This is a genomic window from Streptomyces sp. NPDC028289 (assembly GCF_055565975.1).
The window spans coordinates 515,255-531,026 of the sequence record NZ_JBVHTI010000006.1 but is presented as its reverse complement, the minus strand read 5'-3'; the positions used below and the strand labels follow the sequence as shown (position 1 = coordinate 531,026).

General features: G+C 71.6%; 13 protein-coding genes and 1 riboswitch. Of the genes, 2 read left to right on the top strand and 11 right to left on the bottom strand.

Annotated elements, in window-relative coordinates:
• Positions 1-19: 19 nt before the first annotated feature.
• Genes ACZ4UV_RS31665 through ACZ4UV_RS31615 form a run of 11 tightly spaced genes read right to left on the bottom strand, consistent with a single transcriptional unit; the run spans position 20 to position 12,350 of the window.
• Positions 20-1,510: an MFS transporter gene (locus ACZ4UV_RS31665; protein ID WP_467842463.1), complete on the bottom strand. Its 1,491-nt coding sequence runs from the start codon at positions 1,508-1,510 to the stop codon at positions 20-22.
• Positions 1,511-2,332, bottom strand: a complete 822-nt coding sequence (locus tag ACZ4UV_RS31660; RefSeq protein ID WP_467842461.1) for a TauD/TfdA dioxygenase family protein — start codon at positions 2,330-2,332, stop codon at positions 1,511-1,513.
• 38 nt (positions 2,333-2,370) lie between these two features.
• Positions 2,371-3,711, bottom strand: coding sequence for an LLM class flavin-dependent oxidoreductase (locus tag ACZ4UV_RS31655; RefSeq protein WP_451017929.1), 1,341 nt, complete (start codon positions 3,709-3,711; stop codon positions 2,371-2,373).
• On the bottom strand, positions 3,708-5,054 hold the full coding sequence (locus ACZ4UV_RS31650) for an LLM class flavin-dependent oxidoreductase (protein WP_451017930.1): 1,347 nt from the start codon (positions 5,052-5,054) through the stop codon (positions 3,708-3,710). The genes ACZ4UV_RS31655 and ACZ4UV_RS31650 overlap by 4 nt, the downstream gene beginning before the upstream one ends.
• A gap of 13 nt (positions 5,055-5,067) precedes the next feature.
• On the bottom strand, positions 5,068-5,844 hold the full coding sequence (locus ACZ4UV_RS31645) for an ATP-binding cassette domain-containing protein (RefSeq protein ID WP_451017931.1): 777 nt from the start codon (positions 5,842-5,844) through the stop codon (positions 5,068-5,070).
• Positions 5,841-6,629 carry an ATP-binding cassette domain-containing protein gene (locus ACZ4UV_RS31640; protein WP_451017932.1) on the bottom strand — a complete coding sequence of 263 codons (789 nt, stop codon included), beginning with the start codon at positions 6,627-6,629 and terminating at the stop codon, positions 5,841-5,843. Before ACZ4UV_RS31640 ends, ACZ4UV_RS31645 begins: the two co-directional genes overlap by 4 nt.
• Entirely contained in the window at positions 6,626-7,480 is an 855-nt protein-coding gene (locus ACZ4UV_RS31635) for an ABC transporter permease (RefSeq protein WP_467842455.1), read from the bottom strand. The genes ACZ4UV_RS31640 and ACZ4UV_RS31635 overlap by 4 nt, the downstream gene beginning before the upstream one ends.
• Positions 7,477-8,427, bottom strand: a complete 951-nt coding sequence (locus tag ACZ4UV_RS31630) for an ABC transporter permease (protein ID WP_467842453.1) — start codon at positions 8,425-8,427, stop codon at positions 7,477-7,479. Before ACZ4UV_RS31630 ends, ACZ4UV_RS31635 begins: the two co-directional genes overlap by 4 nt.
• Before the next feature lie 7 nt (positions 8,428-8,434).
• Positions 8,435-9,985 (bottom strand): ABC transporter substrate-binding protein, encoded by a 1,551-nt coding sequence (locus ACZ4UV_RS31625; RefSeq protein ID WP_467842450.1) that lies wholly within the window; start codon positions 9,983-9,985, stop codon positions 8,435-8,437.
• A 35-nt stretch (positions 9,986-10,020) separates the two neighbouring features.
• Complete coding sequence (locus ACZ4UV_RS31620) at positions 10,021-11,325, bottom strand: O-acetylhomoserine aminocarboxypropyltransferase/cysteine synthase family protein (protein WP_451017936.1); 1,305 nt, start codon at positions 11,323-11,325, stop codon at positions 10,021-10,023.
• Positions 11,322-12,350, bottom strand: coding sequence for an isopenicillin N synthase family dioxygenase (locus ACZ4UV_RS31615; RefSeq protein WP_451017937.1), 1,029 nt, complete (start codon positions 12,348-12,350; stop codon positions 11,322-11,324). The genes ACZ4UV_RS31620 and ACZ4UV_RS31615 overlap by 4 nt, the downstream gene beginning before the upstream one ends.
• Positions 12,351-12,679: 329 nt before the next feature.
• Positions 12,680-12,789: riboswitch (SAM riboswitch) on the top strand.
• Positions 12,790-13,041: 252 nt separating this feature from the next.
• Between ACZ4UV_RS31615 and ACZ4UV_RS31610 the strand changes: the two genes are divergently transcribed.
• Positions 13,042-14,691: an ABC transporter substrate-binding protein gene (locus tag ACZ4UV_RS31610; protein ID WP_451017938.1), complete on the top strand. Its 1,650-nt coding sequence runs from the start codon at positions 13,042-13,044 to the stop codon at positions 14,689-14,691.
• Positions 14,688-15,770: an ABC transporter permease gene (locus ACZ4UV_RS31605; protein WP_451017939.1), complete on the top strand. Its 1,083-nt coding sequence runs from the start codon at positions 14,688-14,690 to the stop codon at positions 15,768-15,770. Before ACZ4UV_RS31610 ends, ACZ4UV_RS31605 begins: the two co-directional genes overlap by 4 nt.
• Positions 15,771-15,772: the final 2 nt, after the last annotated feature.

The following is a 15,772-nucleotide window of genomic DNA, read 5'->3' as shown; positions in this document are numbered from 1 at the left end:
TCGGGGACTTGCGTGTCTCCTACCGTTCTTGCGGGCTGCGGTCGTCGTGGTGCCGGTCGCCTCGGGGACTCCTCAGCACCGCGGGCTCGGGTCTCGGTGAACGGGGTGCGGGGGCGGCCCCGCGCAGTCGCGACAGCACCAGCGCGGCGGCGAGCAGCCCGGCGCAGACGCAGGAGGCGAACGCGTACGCGGCGCGTGGACCGCTGCCCCCGGACGAGCCGGAGGCGGAGGAGTGCAGATACACCGCCGACACTGCGCTGACGCAGACCGCCGCCGCGATCCGCTGGGCCATCTGCAGGATGCCACCGCCCACACCGGCGGCCTCGGCCGGCGCGTGCTGAAGGACCTGGGTCTGGTTGGGCGAGACGGAGAGCCCGCCGGCCGCGCCCGACAGCAGTTGGGTCACGGCGAGGAGGGCCGGCAGGGCGCCGGAGGGCGCGAGGAGCGCGGCCACCGCCCCGCCCACGGCGGCGCAGACGCCCAGCGCCAGGCCGATGTTCACCGTACGCGGTCCGATCCGCCGCACCAGCCGCCAGGCCAGTGCCGAGGAGACGCCCATCGCGATCGCCGAGGGCAGCGAGATCGCCGCCGTGAGGAGAGCGGACAGGCCGAGCCCGTCCTGGAGGAAGACGGTGAGCACCAGGGACGCGGCGATCGAGGAACCGAACTGGGCCATGGCCACGGCCGTGCCCAGCATGTACGGCCTCGACGACGCGAGCGCCCGATGGACCAGCGGCACCCGGCCGCTGCGGACCCGCAGGCGCTGGTGCGCGGTGAACGCGCAGGCCAGGACGGCCACGCCGGCCGCCCACAGGAGTGCCTGTCCCCCGCTGTCCGGTGTGCGGATGAACGGCATCATCAGCGTCAGTGTGCATCCGCAGGCCAGGGTGAGGCCGAGGACGTCCAGCCGGGAGTCGCGGGCGGTGCGCCGGGGCGGTGGCAGCCAGCGGGCCGCGAGGGCCAGGGTGATCACCGCGCACGGTGCGCTCAGCAGCAGGCAGTACCGCCAGCCGGCCTCGGGGCCGAGCCCGGCGACCAGCACGCCGCCGAGCGGTGGGCCGAGGGCCGCGGCGACGCCGCCCGTCACCGCGTAGAGGCCGAGCGCCCGGCCGCGGTCGAGCCCGTGGAACACGTCCTGGATGGTGCCGATCACCTGGGAGTTGACGAGCCCCGCGGCGGCGCCCTGCACCAGCCGCGCCGCGATCACGGTCCCCGGCCCGCCGCCGGTCGCGGCCGCCACCCCCGCGAGGAGGAATACGGCCACGCCGGCGAGGAAGAACCGCTTGCGTCCATGGAGGTCGCCGAGGCTGCCCCCGGGCACCAGGGCCAGCCCGAAGGTCAGGGAGTAGCCGGCCACGATCCACTGGACGTCCGCCGCGCCGGCCCCGAGCGAGTGCCGCATGCTCGGGACGGCGATGTTGAGAACTGCCTGGTCCAGCAAAGTGGTTGCCCCGGCGGCCATGCACACCAGCAGTACCCGCCGGGCGGCGCGGTCTTCTCCCGGGAGCATTCAGGCGGACCGCTGGGTGACGCCCGCGTCCGGCTCCACGCCGAGGACCTTGCGGTAGACGCGCTCGCCGTCGCCGTAGTCGTCGACCGCGTAGTGCCAGGTGGCCCGGTTGTCCCAGAGGACGAAGTCGCCGGGCTTCCAGCCGAACCGGATCGTGTAGTCGGGCGAGGAGGCGTGCCGGAGCAGATGGTCGAGCAGCACCTTGCTCTCGGCCGGGGTCACTCCGGTGAGCTGCTTGGCCGAGCTGCTGATGAAGAGGCCCTTGCGTCCGGTGACCGGGTGGGTGAGGACGACCGGGTGCTCGACGGGTTCGCCGGGAGCGTTCTTCCTGCTGCCCTGCGCGTAGTTCTCCGCGTTGCCGTCGTAGAGGGCGCCGACCGATTCCAGCAGCACCTTGAAGGGTTCGGACAGGTCGTCGTACGCGGCCTGGAGGTCCGCCCACAGGGTGTGTCCGCCCAGCTCGGGCACCACCTCGTAGGTCAGGGACTCGATCGCGAAGACGGGATCGCGCCACAGGCCGCCGATGTGCCAGGTGCTGGCCTTGCCGGTCTGCTTGACGTTGTACGGGTAGACCAGCGGGTTGGCCGGGTGCTTCACGGCGGTCGGGTGGTCGAAGGGCCGCGCGAAGACGCTGACGGCGGCCACCTGCTGATCGGGGGTGAGGTGCTGGCCGCGGAACACGAGGACCTTGTGCTCGCGGAAGGCCCGGCGCAGTTCCTCGGCGGTGGTGTCGTCGACGGGCGCGGTGAGGTCGACGCCGGCGATCTCGGCGCCGAAGCGTGAGCCTGCCTTGCGGATGTCGAGGTGGGCGACGGTGGTCATGACGTTCTCCTTCTTCTCCGGCGGGTGCGGGTGCGTGGTCAGGAGGTCCTGGGCGGCCGGGGCAGCCCGAGGTGGTCGCGGAGCGTGGTGCCCGTGTACGCGGTACGGAACAGGCCGCGGCGGCGCAGTTCGGGGACGACCAGGTCGGCGAAGTCGTCCAGCGTGCCCGGCAGATAGGGGAAGACCACGTTGAAGCCGTCGGCGGCACGCCCCTGGAACCACTCCTCGATGTGGTCGGCGATCCGTTCCGGGGTACCGGTGATCGTCCGGTCGTCGTCCGCGACCCGGCGGACGAGATCGCGGATGGTGAGGTTGTCGCGGCGGGCGTCCTCGTAGATCTGCTGCTGCGCGGTCTGCGACTGGTTGGAGACCGGGAGTTCGGGAAGCGGTCCGTCCAGGGGGTAGGGGCTGAGGTCGAAGCCGCCGAGCCAGTACGAGAGGTCGGCCAACGCCACCTGCGGGGGCAGGAGTTCGATGAGGCGGGCGTGTTTCTCGCGTGCCTCGGACTCGGTCGGCGCGGTGATGACGGACAGCGCCGGGAGGACCTTGAGGTGGTCGGGGTCGCGGCCGTGGGCGGCGGCGCGGTCCTTGATCTCGGCGTAGAACTCCTGGGCCCGGCCGAGGTCCTTGATGCCCGAGAAGATCACGTCGGCGACGCGGGCGGCGAGGGTCTTGCCCGCCTCGGAGGCGCCCGCCTGCACGAGGACCGGGTGCCCCTGCGGGGGCCGGGCGATGTTGAGGGGGCCGGCGACCTTGAGGTGCTTGCCCTCGTGGTTCAGGGCGTGCAGCTTGGCCGGGTCGAAGTAGATGCCGTCGGCCTGGTCGTGGCGGAAGGCGTCGTCCTCGAAGGAGTCCCACAGCCCGGTGACGACGTCGTGGAACTCCTCGGCGCGCTCGTACCGGGTGGCGTGGTCGAGGTGGCTGTCGAGGCCGAAGTTCTGGGCCTCTCCGTCGTTGAGGGAGGTCACCACGTTCCAGCCGGCCCGGCCGCCGGAGATGTGGTCGAGGGAGGCGAAGGCGCGGGCCACGTGGTAGGGCTCGTTGTAGCTGGTCGAGGCGGTGGCGATGAGGCCGATCCGGGAGGTGCCGGCGGCGAGCGCGGCGAGCAGGGTGGTCGGTTCGAAGGAGTCGTTGACCACGCTGACCCGGCTGAGCACGTCCTCGCTCGCGAACGGCACGCCGACGAGGTCGGCGAGGAACACCGCGTCGAAGGCGGCCCGTTCGGCGGTCCGGGCGAAGGTGAGGACCTCCCGGATGTTCACCCCGGCGTCGGCGGCGGTGTCCGGGTGCCGCCAGGCGGCCAGGTACTCCCCCGGCGGCTTGAGGAAGGCGTTCAGATGGAGCTGATCGCCCCGGCTTCGGCCGGTGCGGCGGCTCATCGTCCCGTCTCCTGGAGGCGTCGGTCACGGGCCGCGGGCCTCGGCAGTCCGAGGTTCTCGCGCAGGGTGCTGCCCTCGTACTCGGTGCGGAGCAGCCCGCGCTGCTGGAGCAGGGGCACGACCTGGTCGACGAAGTCCTCGGCGGGGCCGGGCAGGTAGGGGAAGGAGACGTTGAAGCCGTCGGCGGCGTAGGCGCGGAACCAGGTCTCGATGTGGTCGGCGATCTGCTCCGGCGTGCCGGCCACCGCCGCCCCCGCGGCGAACCGGTGGGCCAGCTGACGTATCGTCAGCTTCTCGTCGTGCGCGAGCTTCAGCAGCAGCTCGCGGCGCGACTTGCTGCGGTTGGTCCCGGGGATGTCGGGCAGCGGGCCGTCCACCGGGCGGCCGGTCAGGTCGACGTCGCCGATGTTGTCCTGGACGAGGCGGCGGGCGACGTCGTCGTGGATGAGGTCCTGAAGTTCGGCGAGGCGCCGCCGGGCCTCGGTCTCGGTGGGCGCGACGAGCGGGGTGAGGCCCGGCCAGACCAGGACGTGGGCGGGGGCTCGCCCGTGGGCGGCCGCGCGCGCCTTGATGTCGGCGTAGAAGGCCTGGGCGGCGGCCAGTTCGTGCTGGGTCGTGAAGAGCACCTCGCCGTGCCGGGCCGCGAACTCCCGTCCGGTCTCGGATGATCCGGCCTGGAACACCACCGGATGGCCCTGCGGCGGCCGGGAGATGTTCAGCGGGCCGCGGACCGCGAAGTGCTCGCCGCGGTGGTGGGGGGTGTGCAGTCCGGCCGGGTCGTAGTAGCGGCCGCCCTCCTTGTCCCGTACGACCGCCTCGTCGTCGTAGCTGTCCCAGAGCGCCTTGACGACCTGCACGAACTCGTCGGCGCGCCGGTAGCGCAGCTCGTGTTCGAGGTGGCTGTCGTAGCCGAAGTTCGCGGCCTCCAGGGGTACGACGGAGGTGACCACGTTCCAGGCCGCGCGGCCGCCTGATATGTGGTCCAGGGAGGCGAACTTCCGGGCGATGTGGAAGGGGTGGTTGTAGGTCGTGGTCGCCGTCGCCGCCAGGCCGATGTGCTCGGTCACCAGGGACAGCGCGGCCAGCAGGGTCAGCGGTTCGAAGTGCTCGGCGCGGCCGGTGCGGGACAGGGAGTCCAGCTGGTGTCCCCAGACGGCGACGACGTCGGCGACGAACAGGGCGTCGAACCGGCCGCGTTCGAGGGTCCGGGCAAGGTCGGCGTGGAAGGCGAAGTCGAGCTGTCCGTCGGGGCGGGCGTCGGGGTGCCGCCAGCCGGCGATGTGGCCGCCGGAGCCGTGCACGAGGGCTCCCAGGGTGAGGCGGCGTGCGGAGTGCGAGGTCATGCGGTCCTCCCGGTCATGCGGGCAGCCGGGGTACGGCGGCCAGCAGGCGGCGTGTGTACGGGTGGCGGGGCTCGGCCAGCACGGTGGCGGCCGGTCCCTGTTCGACGGCTCGGCCGTCCTTCATCACCAGCACGTCGGTACAGAGCCGCCGTACGACGCCGATGTCGTGCGAGACGAGCAGCAGGGTCAGTCCGTAGGCCTCGGCGAGGTCGTCGAGGAGGGCGAGGATCTGCGCGCGCACCGACACGTCGAGGGCGCTGAGGGGTTCGTCGCCGACGAGGACCTTCGGGCCGGGGGCCAACGCCCTTGCGAGGGCGATGCGTTGCCGCTGGCCGCCGGAGAACTCGTGCGGATACCGGCCGCGCACGGACGGGTCCAGGCCGACCGCGCGCAGCAGTTCGTCCACCCGGTCGTCGTGGTCGCCGGGCAGCCGCAGGCACTCCAGCGGCTCGGCGACGATGGCGCGGACGGTGGCGCGCGGGTCGAGCGAGCCCATCGGGTCCTGGAGCACGACCTGCACCTCGCGCCGGAACCAGGGCAGCCGGCCCGGCTTCACCTCGCGCCCCCGGTAGTGCACGGTCCCGGAGTCGGGCCGGTCCAGGGCGAGCAGCAGCCGGGCCAGGGTCGACTTGCCGGAGCCGGACTCCCCCACGATGCCGAGGCTGTGCCCCTCGCGCAGCTCGAGTGACACGTCCTGGACGGCGTGGCGGTGGACGGCCGGGGCGAGCAGCGAGGTGCGCGGCAGCCGGAAGCTGCGGCTGAGGCCGGTGCCTTTCAGCAGCTCGGTCATCGGGTGACCTCCTCCGATCCGGTGGCGCGGGCGGCCGCCACCAGCCGCTGGGTGTACGGGTGTTGCGGGCGCCGTACGAGGGTGTCGGTGGCGCCCGCCTCGACGATCCGGCCGTCCTTGAGCACGGCGGCCCGCGGGCACAACTGGGCTACGACGGCGAGGTCGTGGCTGATGAACAGCAGTGCGGTGCCGTGTTCACGAACGAGTTCGTCCAGCAGGGCGAGCATGTCGGCCTGGACGGTGACGTCGAGGGCGGTGGTGGGTTCGTCGGCGATCAGCAGCGCCGGGCGGGTGGCGAGGGCCATGGCGAGGCCGACGCGCTGACGCTGGCCACCGGAGAGCTGGTGGGGCCAGGAGCGGACGACGAGTTCCGGGTCCGGCAGGCCCACCTGCGCGGCGAGTTCCACGGCGGCGGCCGCGGCCCGGCGCCGGTTCAGGCCCCGGTGCAGGCGCAGCGGCTCGGAGAGCTGTCTGCCGATGCGCATCAGGGGGTTGAGCGCGCTCATGGGCTCCTGGAAGACCATGGCCATGCGCTCGCCGCGCAGGCGTGACAGGGCGCGGTCGCCGAGGCCGAGCAGTTCCTGTTCGCCGAAGCGGACGCTTCCGGTGGCCCGGGCGCCGTCGGGCAGCAGGCCCAGCACCGCGAGAGCGGTGAGCGACTTGCCGGAACCGGACTCGCCGATCAGTGCGAGCCGTTCCCCGGGGGCGAGCTCGAAGCCGACCTCGTCGACGACGGTGGCACCGCCGATCCGCACGCTCAGGTCGCTGACCGTCAGCAGGCTCATGACGCCGCCTCCCGGCCCCGCAGGCGTGCGTCGGCGGCCTCGCGCAGCCCGTCCCCGAGCAGGTTGAACCCGAGGACGGAGGCGGCGACGGCGAGCCCGGGCCAGATGACGAGCAGGGGGCGGGCGGCGATGTACTGCTGCTGCTCGTGCAGCATGCGCCCCCAGGAGACCGCGGGCGCCGGTGCCCCGAACCCGAGGAACGACAGGGCCGCCTCGGCGAGCACCGCCACGGAGAGCACGAGCGAGAGCTGCACCACGAGGGTGGGTGCGATGTTCGGCAGCAGGTGCTTGCGGACCGTCCGCCAGGTGCCGGAGCCGGCGGCGTGGGCGGCGAGCACGTAGTCGGTGTTCAGCACGCGCCCGGCCTCGGCGCGGGCGACACGGGCGAGGTTGACGCCCGTTCCGATGCCGACGGCGCCGACCACGGTCCAGGTGGAACCGCCGTACACCGCGGTGAGGATCATCGCGATCAGCAGCACAGGGAAGGCGATCAGCACGTCTGTGAGCTGGACGACGGCGGCGCCGATCCAGCGTGGCACCAGCACCGCCGTCAGCGCCAGGGCGAGCCCCACGACGGCGGCGACGGCGGCCGCGAGGACGGCGGTGAGCAGGGTGGCGCGGGCGCCGGCCAGCAGCCGGCTCAGCTCGTCGCGGCCCAGCCGGTCGGTGCCGAGGACGTGCCCGCCGGAGAACGGCAGCAGCCAGCCGTCCTGCGGACGCGCGAGGGTCGGGTCGTACGGCGTCCACACGAGGGAGACCAGCGCGGACAGGACGAGGACGCCGACGAGGACGGTCCCGGCGAGACCGCTGCGGCTGCGCAGCAGCGCGCGGGCGACGACGGGGATCCTCATACCGCGCTCCGCAGTCTCGGGTCGATCAGCCGGTGCGCGAGGTCCACCAGGAAGCCGATGACGAGGACGGCGCCGGTGAGCAGCAGGACCTCGCCCTGCACCTTGTCCAGGTCGCGGTTGCCGACGTCCGTGATCAGCATCTGGCCGACACCGGGCAGCACGAAGACCTGCTCCACGACGACCGCGCCCGCGATCAGAGCGGCGATCTGCAGACCGAGCACCGACACCACCGGGACGGCCGCGTTGCGCAGCCCGTGCCGTACCAGTGCGCCGGTGCGGGTGTGGCCCTTGGCGCGGGCGGTGCGCAGCCAGTCCTGGTGCAGGACGTCGAGGACGGCGGAGCGGACGAACCGGAGCAGGACGGCGCCCTCGGACAGGGCCAGCGTCAGCCAGGGCAGGACCAGGCTGCGCAGCGCCTGCCCCGGCTCGTGCCAGCCGTCGACGGGGAAGCCCTGGGCGGGCAGCCAGCGGACCTGGACCGCGAGGACGACGACGAGCAGCAGCCCGACCCACAGGGTGGGCAGCGCGATGCCGAGCTGCCCGAGGGCGTTGACCGCGCTGCCGAGCCGTGACTCGCGGCGGACGGCGGCGAGGATGCCCAGGGGGACGGCGAAGGCGAGTGCGAGGACGACGGCGCCCGCGGCGAGCGGCCCGGTCACGGCGAACTTCTCGGCGAGCTGCCCGGAGACGGATGTCCCGTCCAGGGCCGACCGCCCGAAGTCACCGGTGACGACACCGCCGATCCAGCTGCCGTACTGGGCGACCAGGGGCCGGTCCAGGCCCAGGTCGTGGCGGACGGCCGCGACCTGGGCCGGGGTGGCCTTGATGCCGCCGATGGTCTGGGCGACGTCGCCGGGCAGCAGCCGCAGCACCAGGAAGATCAGCACGCTGGCGGCGAACAGGGACACCGCGAGGAGTGCGGCCCGGCGCACCATGTACAGGGTCACGCGGGCCTCACTTCTTCGCCACGGCGAGGTCCGCGAGGTCGTAGCGGTTGCTGGTGAAGTTGCGCGGCACGCCGGTGACGCCGCTGCGGACGACGGTCAGGGTCTGGTTGACGTACAGCCAGTCGGCGGCGGCGTCCTCGGAGACCTGCCGGGCGGCCTTCTTGAGCAGGGCGTCGCGGTCGGCGTCGCCGGTGGCGGTCTGGGCGGCGGCGTACCACTTCTGGACGTCGGCGTTGTCGTAGCCGAAGTAGTAGGCGGGGTTGGCGAAGTTGCTCAGGTCGCGGGCCTCGGCGTGGTCGACGAGGCTGAGCTGGTAGTCGTGCTTGGTGTAGACGGAGTCGAGCCAGGTCTGGAACTCGACCTGGCGGACGGTGAGTTGAATGCCCACCTGCTTCAGCTCGGAGGCCAGGTAGTCGCCGATCTCCGTCGGGTAGATGTTGGGTATCTGCACGGTGAGCTTGAGGCCGCTGCCATAACCGGCCTGCTTGAGCAGCTTCCTGGCGCTCGCGGGGTCGTAGGCGTCGACGGCGGTGAGGTTCTCGTAGCCGGGGTCGGTGGCCGGGACGGGTCCGCCAACCAGCTTGGCGGCGCCGCCGAGGGTCTTGACGAGGCCGGCGTTGTCGATGGCCCGCCGGATGGCACGCCGTACCCGCACGTCCTTCGTCGGTCCCGAGGCGTTGTTGAACGCGAGGGTGAACTTGTCGGTGGTGTCGCCGCGCAGCACCGTGTACTCGCCCGTGTCGGAGAAGGGCTGGAGCAGGGTGGCGTCGGCGGCGGTCTCGATGTCGGTCTGGCCGGTCTGCTGGGCGTTGTTGGCCGCGTTGTCGTCCTTGATGTAGTGGAAGACGACCTTGGCGACCTTGGCCTTCTTCCCCCAGTAGGCGTCGTCGCGGACGAAGGTGATCGACGAGCCGCGCTTCCAGTCGCGCAGTTTGAACGGCCCGGTGCCGTTCTCCTTCCCGGCGAGGGAGGAGAAGTCGGTGCCCTTCTTGAAGACGATGCCGGCCCGTTCCGTCAGCCCCCAGGTGAAGCCGGTGTCGCGGTGCTTGAGCGTGACGACGACGGTGTGGTCGTCGGTGGCCGAGACGCTCTTGACGGAGGCGAGCGCCGCCGCGTCGGGGTTCTTCGAACCGGCTGCGGTGACCTGCTGCAACGACCAGACCGCGTCGGCCGCGGTGACCTTGCTCCCGTCGTGGAAGGTGGCGTTCTTCGCGAGGTGGAAGGTGTAGGTGAGTCCGTCCGACGACTGCGCGTAGGACGTGGCCAGGCTCGGCTCGATCCTGTTGGTCTCGTCGCGGGTGAGCAGCCCCTGGTAGATGTTGTCGAGCAGGATCTGGTCGAGGGCCGCACCCGCCGTGTCGGAGATGTCGAGGCCGGTCGGCTCGAGGACGAGGCGTACGTCGACGGTGGCGCCGGTGTCGATGGCGGTGGGCTGGTTCGCCTGGCTGGTCTGTCCGGCGTTCGCGGGGTCCCCGGCCGCACCGGTGCCGCAGGCGGTCGCGGCCAGGCCGGTGAGGACCGCGGTGGCGGCGAGGCGGAGGGCGGTGCTGCGGCGCATGGCGGGTCGGACTCCTCGGGCGCGTGCGGTGGGGTTCATACGGCGGCTGCTCTCAGGCCTGCGTCGAGGTCGGCGATCAGGTCGTCGACGCCTTCGATGCCGACCGAAAGCCGCACCAGGCCGGGGGTGACCCCGGCCGCGGCCTGCTGGGCGGGGTCCAGCTGGGCGTGGGTGGTGGAGGCGGGGTGGATGACGAGGCTGCGGACGTCGCCGATGTTCGCGAGATGGCTGAACAGCCGGAGCCCTTCGACGAAACGCCGGCCCGCCTCAAGACCGCCCGCGAGTTCGAAGGCGAGCACCGCTCCGGCGCCGCGCGGCAGATAGCGCTTGGCCTGGGTCTGCCAGGGGCTGGAGGGCAGGGCCGCGTAGTGCACCCGCGTCACCTGGGGCTGGTCCTCCAGCCAGGCGGCGAGCGCGTGGGCGTTGGAGACGTGCCGTTCGATGCGCAGGCTGAGCGTCTCCAGTCCCTGAAGAAGCAGGAAGCTGTTGAAGGGGGAGACGGCCGGGCCGAGGTCCCGCACCAGCCGGGTACGCAGGCGCAGCACGTAGGCCAGCCCCAGCTCCGCGAAGGAGTCCCAGAAGGACAAGCCGTTGTACGTCGGGTCGGGGCCGGTCAGCCCGGGCCACCGGCCGGGATCCGCGCCGAAGTCGAAGCGCCCGCTGTCCACGACGACCCCGCCGATGCCGGTGCCGTGGCCGGAGAGGAACTTGGTGGTGGAGTGCACGACGATGTCGGCGCCGTGTTCGAGGGGCCGCAGCAGGTAGGGGGTGAGGACGGTGTTGTCGACGACCAGGGGGACACCGGCCTCGTGGGCGATGCGGGCGACGGCCTCGGTGTCGAGGACGTTGCCGCGCGGGTTGCCGAGGGCCTCGCCGAAGAACGCCTTGGTGGTGGGCCGTACGGCCGTGTACCAGGCGGCCAGGTCGTCCGGGTCGTCGACGAAGGTGACGGCGATCCCGAAGTCGGCGAAGGTGTGCTCGAGGAGGGTGCGGGTGCCGCCGTACAGGGACGACGAGGCGACGATGTGGTCGCCCGCGCGGGCCAGGTTGAGCAGGGCGAGGCTGGTCGCGGCCTGGCCGCTGGCCACGGCGACCGCCGCCGCACCGCCCTCCAGGGCGGCGATCCGCTCCTCCACCACCGCGGAGGTCGGGTTCGACAGCCGGGTGTAGGCGTGGGTGGCGAGATCGGCCAGTTCGAAGGCCGCGGCGGCGTGCCCGGTGTCCCGGAAGACATAACCGGCGGTCGCGTGGATCGGTACGGCCCGAGCGCCGGTGGCCGGGTCGGGGACCGCGCCGGCGTGAACCTGCCGGGTCTCGAAGGCCCAGTCCGCGCTGCTCATCGGTCGCCCTTCTGCCTGGCGAGGACGTCGGACCACCAGCGTTCGGCGACCCGCGGATGCGAGCGGAGCCAGCCGACAACCGCGTTCTCCCCGAAGGCCGCGAGCAGCGGGTTGTCCGGGTCGTCGGTGACGCCCCGGCTCAGCGCGGCCAGTTCGGCCGGGAGTTCCAGCGGTTTGACGACCGCGTCGAGGCGCGGGCCGAGGAAGAAGGGGATCGAGTAGCGGTCGACGCCCGGCTGCGGGCTGACGACCCGATGCCGAGTGGCTTTGAGATAGCCCTGGGTGGCGATCTCCAGCATCTCGCCGATGTTGAACACGAAGGCGTCGGGCACCGGCACCACGTCGATCCAGCCGCCGTCCTCCCGCTGCACCTGGAGTCCGCCGACGTCGTCCTGCTGGAGCAGGGCCAGGTAGCCGTAGTCCTTGTGCGCGCCCACCCCTTGGTCGGCGTCCTGGGCCACGCGCGGCGGATAGTGCACGATCTTCACGTGGACGGCCGCTTCGTCGTCGAACCACTGGTCGAAGTAGCCCTCGTCCTGTCCGAGCGCGGCGGCGAGGGCGCGCAGCACCTCCCGGCTGACCCGCAGCGCCTCCGCCTGCCAGCGCAGCACGATGTCCTTCAGCTCCGGCAGCGCGGACGGCCACTGGTTCGGACCGATCAGGCGCAGGTAGTCGGGGTCGTCCGGGCCGGTGTCCAGCGCCGCGCGCTCCGGGCCGATGTCGATCTGCTCCCGCCAGTCGGCGCTGCCCGCCGTGTACTCGGTCCCGGTGCGCGTATAGCCGCGGAACTGGGGCGAGTTGAGGTTCTCGATCTCCAGCCGCTGCTGCTCGGGCAGGGCGAAGAAGGCGCGTGCCGCGGTCAGCGCCTCGTCTCGGAGGGCTGCGGGGACACCGTGCCCGGTGACGTAGAAGAAGCCCACCTCATGGGCCGCGGACCGGAGTTCGGCGAGAAAGGCGGCCCGGTCCGTACCGGGGGCGCGGAAGCGGGAGATGTCGATGACGGGCAGGGCTGTGAGTTGTGCCATGGGAGTTCCTTCGCGGCGACGACGGCCGACCGTGCCTCACGGCCCGGCCCGGGATACGGGCTGGTCGAGGGCGGCGGGGAAGAGCAGACAGGAAGAGAGGAACGCGGTCGCGGGCCGTGAGACGGCGGTCAGCAACAGACCTGGTCGAACTGGTCGGCGCGGCGGCTCACCCAGAACGGGTCGAGCAGCACCGTGTGTGCCGGGCCAGTGGTCTCCATGGCCGGATGAAAGCACACCCGGGATGGATGCGTCCACCATGCGTTCCGCCGGGTCCGGGCGTTCCGGGGCGGTGTTGACGCCGGCAGAACAGCCGATCTACGGTGAGCGCGAGCTACGAGTTCCGGCGATCAAGCCCTGGCTGGCCGGACGGCAACCCTCGACGCAGTGGGGTGCCCCAGGTGAAGGCTCGGCGGATCTCTTCTTTCTGCAAGTGCGCTCACATCGGCCCCGAGGCGGGCCAGAACCCGGGAGGACGGCATGGCGAGAGCCCTGATGCTGTGCTCCCGTCTCCATGTCGACCTGCTGCTGGTGTCCAGCTGTCTGTGTCAGGGCTGATCCCGCCCTCCGCCGGCCGGCAGCACAACCGCCCGTCGGTGTAACTCCCCTTTTTTCCACGTGATGTTGCACGCCGTGGCACAGCCCTTTGCCAGGGCTGGTTCACGCACCCTCGACGCGGAAGCAGAGACACCTGATGGCACTCCACAGCGGCCCGACGCCGTACAGACCCCTTCGCTCCGGCCTCGGTGCGACATTCCTCGGCATCGCGTTCCTGGTGGCCCTGACCGGGTGCACCAGCAGCAAGGACGGCAGCACCGCGAGCTCCGGTTCGTCGATCACCGTCGGTACGACCGACCAGGTCACCAGCCTCGATCCGGCCGGTGCGTGGGACGCGGGCTCCGGCACCGTCGAGAGCGAGGTCTACGCGACCCTGCTCAGCCAGAAGAACGGTTCGGCGGACGTCTCCCCCGACCTGGCCACCGGCATCAGGCTGACCGGGCCCAAGGAGTACACGGTCACGCTCAAGAAGGGTCTGAAGTTCGCCAACGGCCACGAACTCACTTCCTCGGACGTCAAGTTCAGCTTCGACCGGGACCTGAAGATCGCCGACGAGAACGGCCCGTCGTCGCTGCTGTACAACCTCGCCTCGGTCGCCGCCCCGGACCCGACCACGGTGGTCTTCACCCTCAAGTCGGCCAACGACACGCTGTTCCCGCAGGTGCTCTCCACGGCCGCCGGCTACATCGTGGACGAGCAGGTGTTCCCCGCCGACAAGATCCACGACGACAGGTCGATCGTCGCGGCCAAGCCGTGGAACGGGCCGTACGGCATCAGGAGCTACGACAAGAACTCACTGGTGTCCTTCACCGCCAACGCGGCATACCAGGGGCAACTGGGCACGCCGAAGACCAAGAACGTCCAGCTGAAGTACTACACGGACGCCGGCAATCTGAAGCTCGACGTCCAGCAGGGCACCATCGACGCTGTCTACCGCACGCTCACCACCGCCGACCTGGACGACCTCGGCAAGCAGAAGGGGGTCAAGGTCCACACCGGCTCCGGCAACGGCATCCGCTACATCGTCTTCGACCTCGCCACCCAGCCCTACGGCACCAAGACCAAGAACGCCGACGCGAACAAGGCGCTCGCCGTTCGGCAGGCGGTCGCGGACTCCGTCGACCGGTCCCAACTCGCCCAGCAGGTCTACAAGGACACGTACCAGCCGCTCTACAGCTCCGTCCCGGACGGCCTCACCGGCGCCACCCCCTCCTTCAAGTCGCTCTACGGCGACAAGAACGGCGGCCCCGGCAGGGCAGCCGCGGCGGCCCGGCTGAAGGCGGCGAAGGTGAGCACCCCGGTGACGCTCAGTCTCCAGTACAACAGCGACCACTACGGCTCGTCGTCGGCCGACGAGTACGCGCTGGTCAAGTCCCAGCTGGAGGCCACCGGGCTGTTCAAGGTGAACCTGCAGTCCACCGAGTGGACCCAGTACGGCAAGGACCGCGTCAAGCACCTCTACCCGCTCTACCAGCTCGGCTGGTACGCCGACTACCTCGACGCCGACAACTACCTCTCGCCCTTCTACTCGGCGAACAGCTGGGTCGCCAACGGCTACGACGACTCCACCGTGCGCGCGCTCATCACGAAGGAGGAGACCGAGACGGACGCGGCGAAGCGGACCGAGCTGCTGAAGCAGGCGCAGGACCGAGCAGCCGCGCAGGTGCCGTTGCTGCCGCTGCTCCAGGGGTCCACCGCCATCGTCACCCGCAGCGACGTCAGCGGGGTGCCGGCCGAGCTGGACGCGACGTACCAGTTCCGCTGGGCTGGGCTCTCGAAGAAGTGAGCACGCTGACGCAGGAGCCCCCCGGCGCCGTCGCCACTCCGGCCGACGGCGCCGCCGGGTACGGGTTCGCCCGGTACCTGGTGGTCCGCTTCCTCCTCATCATCCCGACCGTGCTGATCCTGGTCAGTCTGGTCTTCTTCCTGATGCGGCTGACCGGCGACCCGATCACCGCCGCCTTCGGCGACCGCCTCACCCCGGACCAGCTCCAGGCCAAGCTCCACCAGGCGGGCTACGACCGGCCGTTGCTCACCCAGTACCTGGACTACCTGCGCTCGCTGGCCACCGGCGACTTCGGCCGCACGGTCACCGACAACGAGCCGGTGACGCACGTCCTCGGCACGTACGGTGCGGCCACCGTCGAACTCGCCTGCTACGCGCTGCTGGTGGCCCTGGTCATCGGCGTCCCGCTGGGCATGGTCGCCGCCTCGTACCGCGACCGGGCGCCCGACGCGGTCCTGCGGCTGTTCGCGATCCTGACCTACGCCACACCCGTGTTCTTCGTGGGCCTGCTGCTGAAGCTGGTCTTCGCGATCTGGCTCGGCTGGCTGCCCGCCTCGGGCCGGGCGAGCACCGGCGTTCAGCTCTTCCTCCAGGGCCAGACGAGCACGACCGGCGTCTACCTGATCGACGCCCTGCGCAGCGGCGACGGCACGGCGATCACGGACGTGCTCCGGCACGCCGTACTGCCCGGGCTGGCCCTGGGCCTGCTCGTGGCCGGCGTGCTGCTCCGGCTGGTGCGCACGAACCTGATCGGCACGCTCTCCGCCGAGTACGTCGAGGCCGCCCGCTCCCGGGGCGTGGCCCCGCTGCGCCTGGTCACCCGGCACGCCACCCGGCCCGCGCTGATCCCCGTCGTCACCGTGCTGGGACTCCAGGTCGCCGGGCTGCTCGGCGGGGCCGTCCTCACCGAGACCACCTTCGAGTGGAAGGGCCTCGGCTACGAGCTCGCCCATTACCTGACGGTCCGTGACTTCCCGGCCGTGCAGGGCATCGTGGCACTGTTCGCCGTCGTCGTGGCGGTGACGAACTTCCTCGTCGACGTCGTCGCCGCGCTGATCGACCCACGAGTGAGGTACTGAGC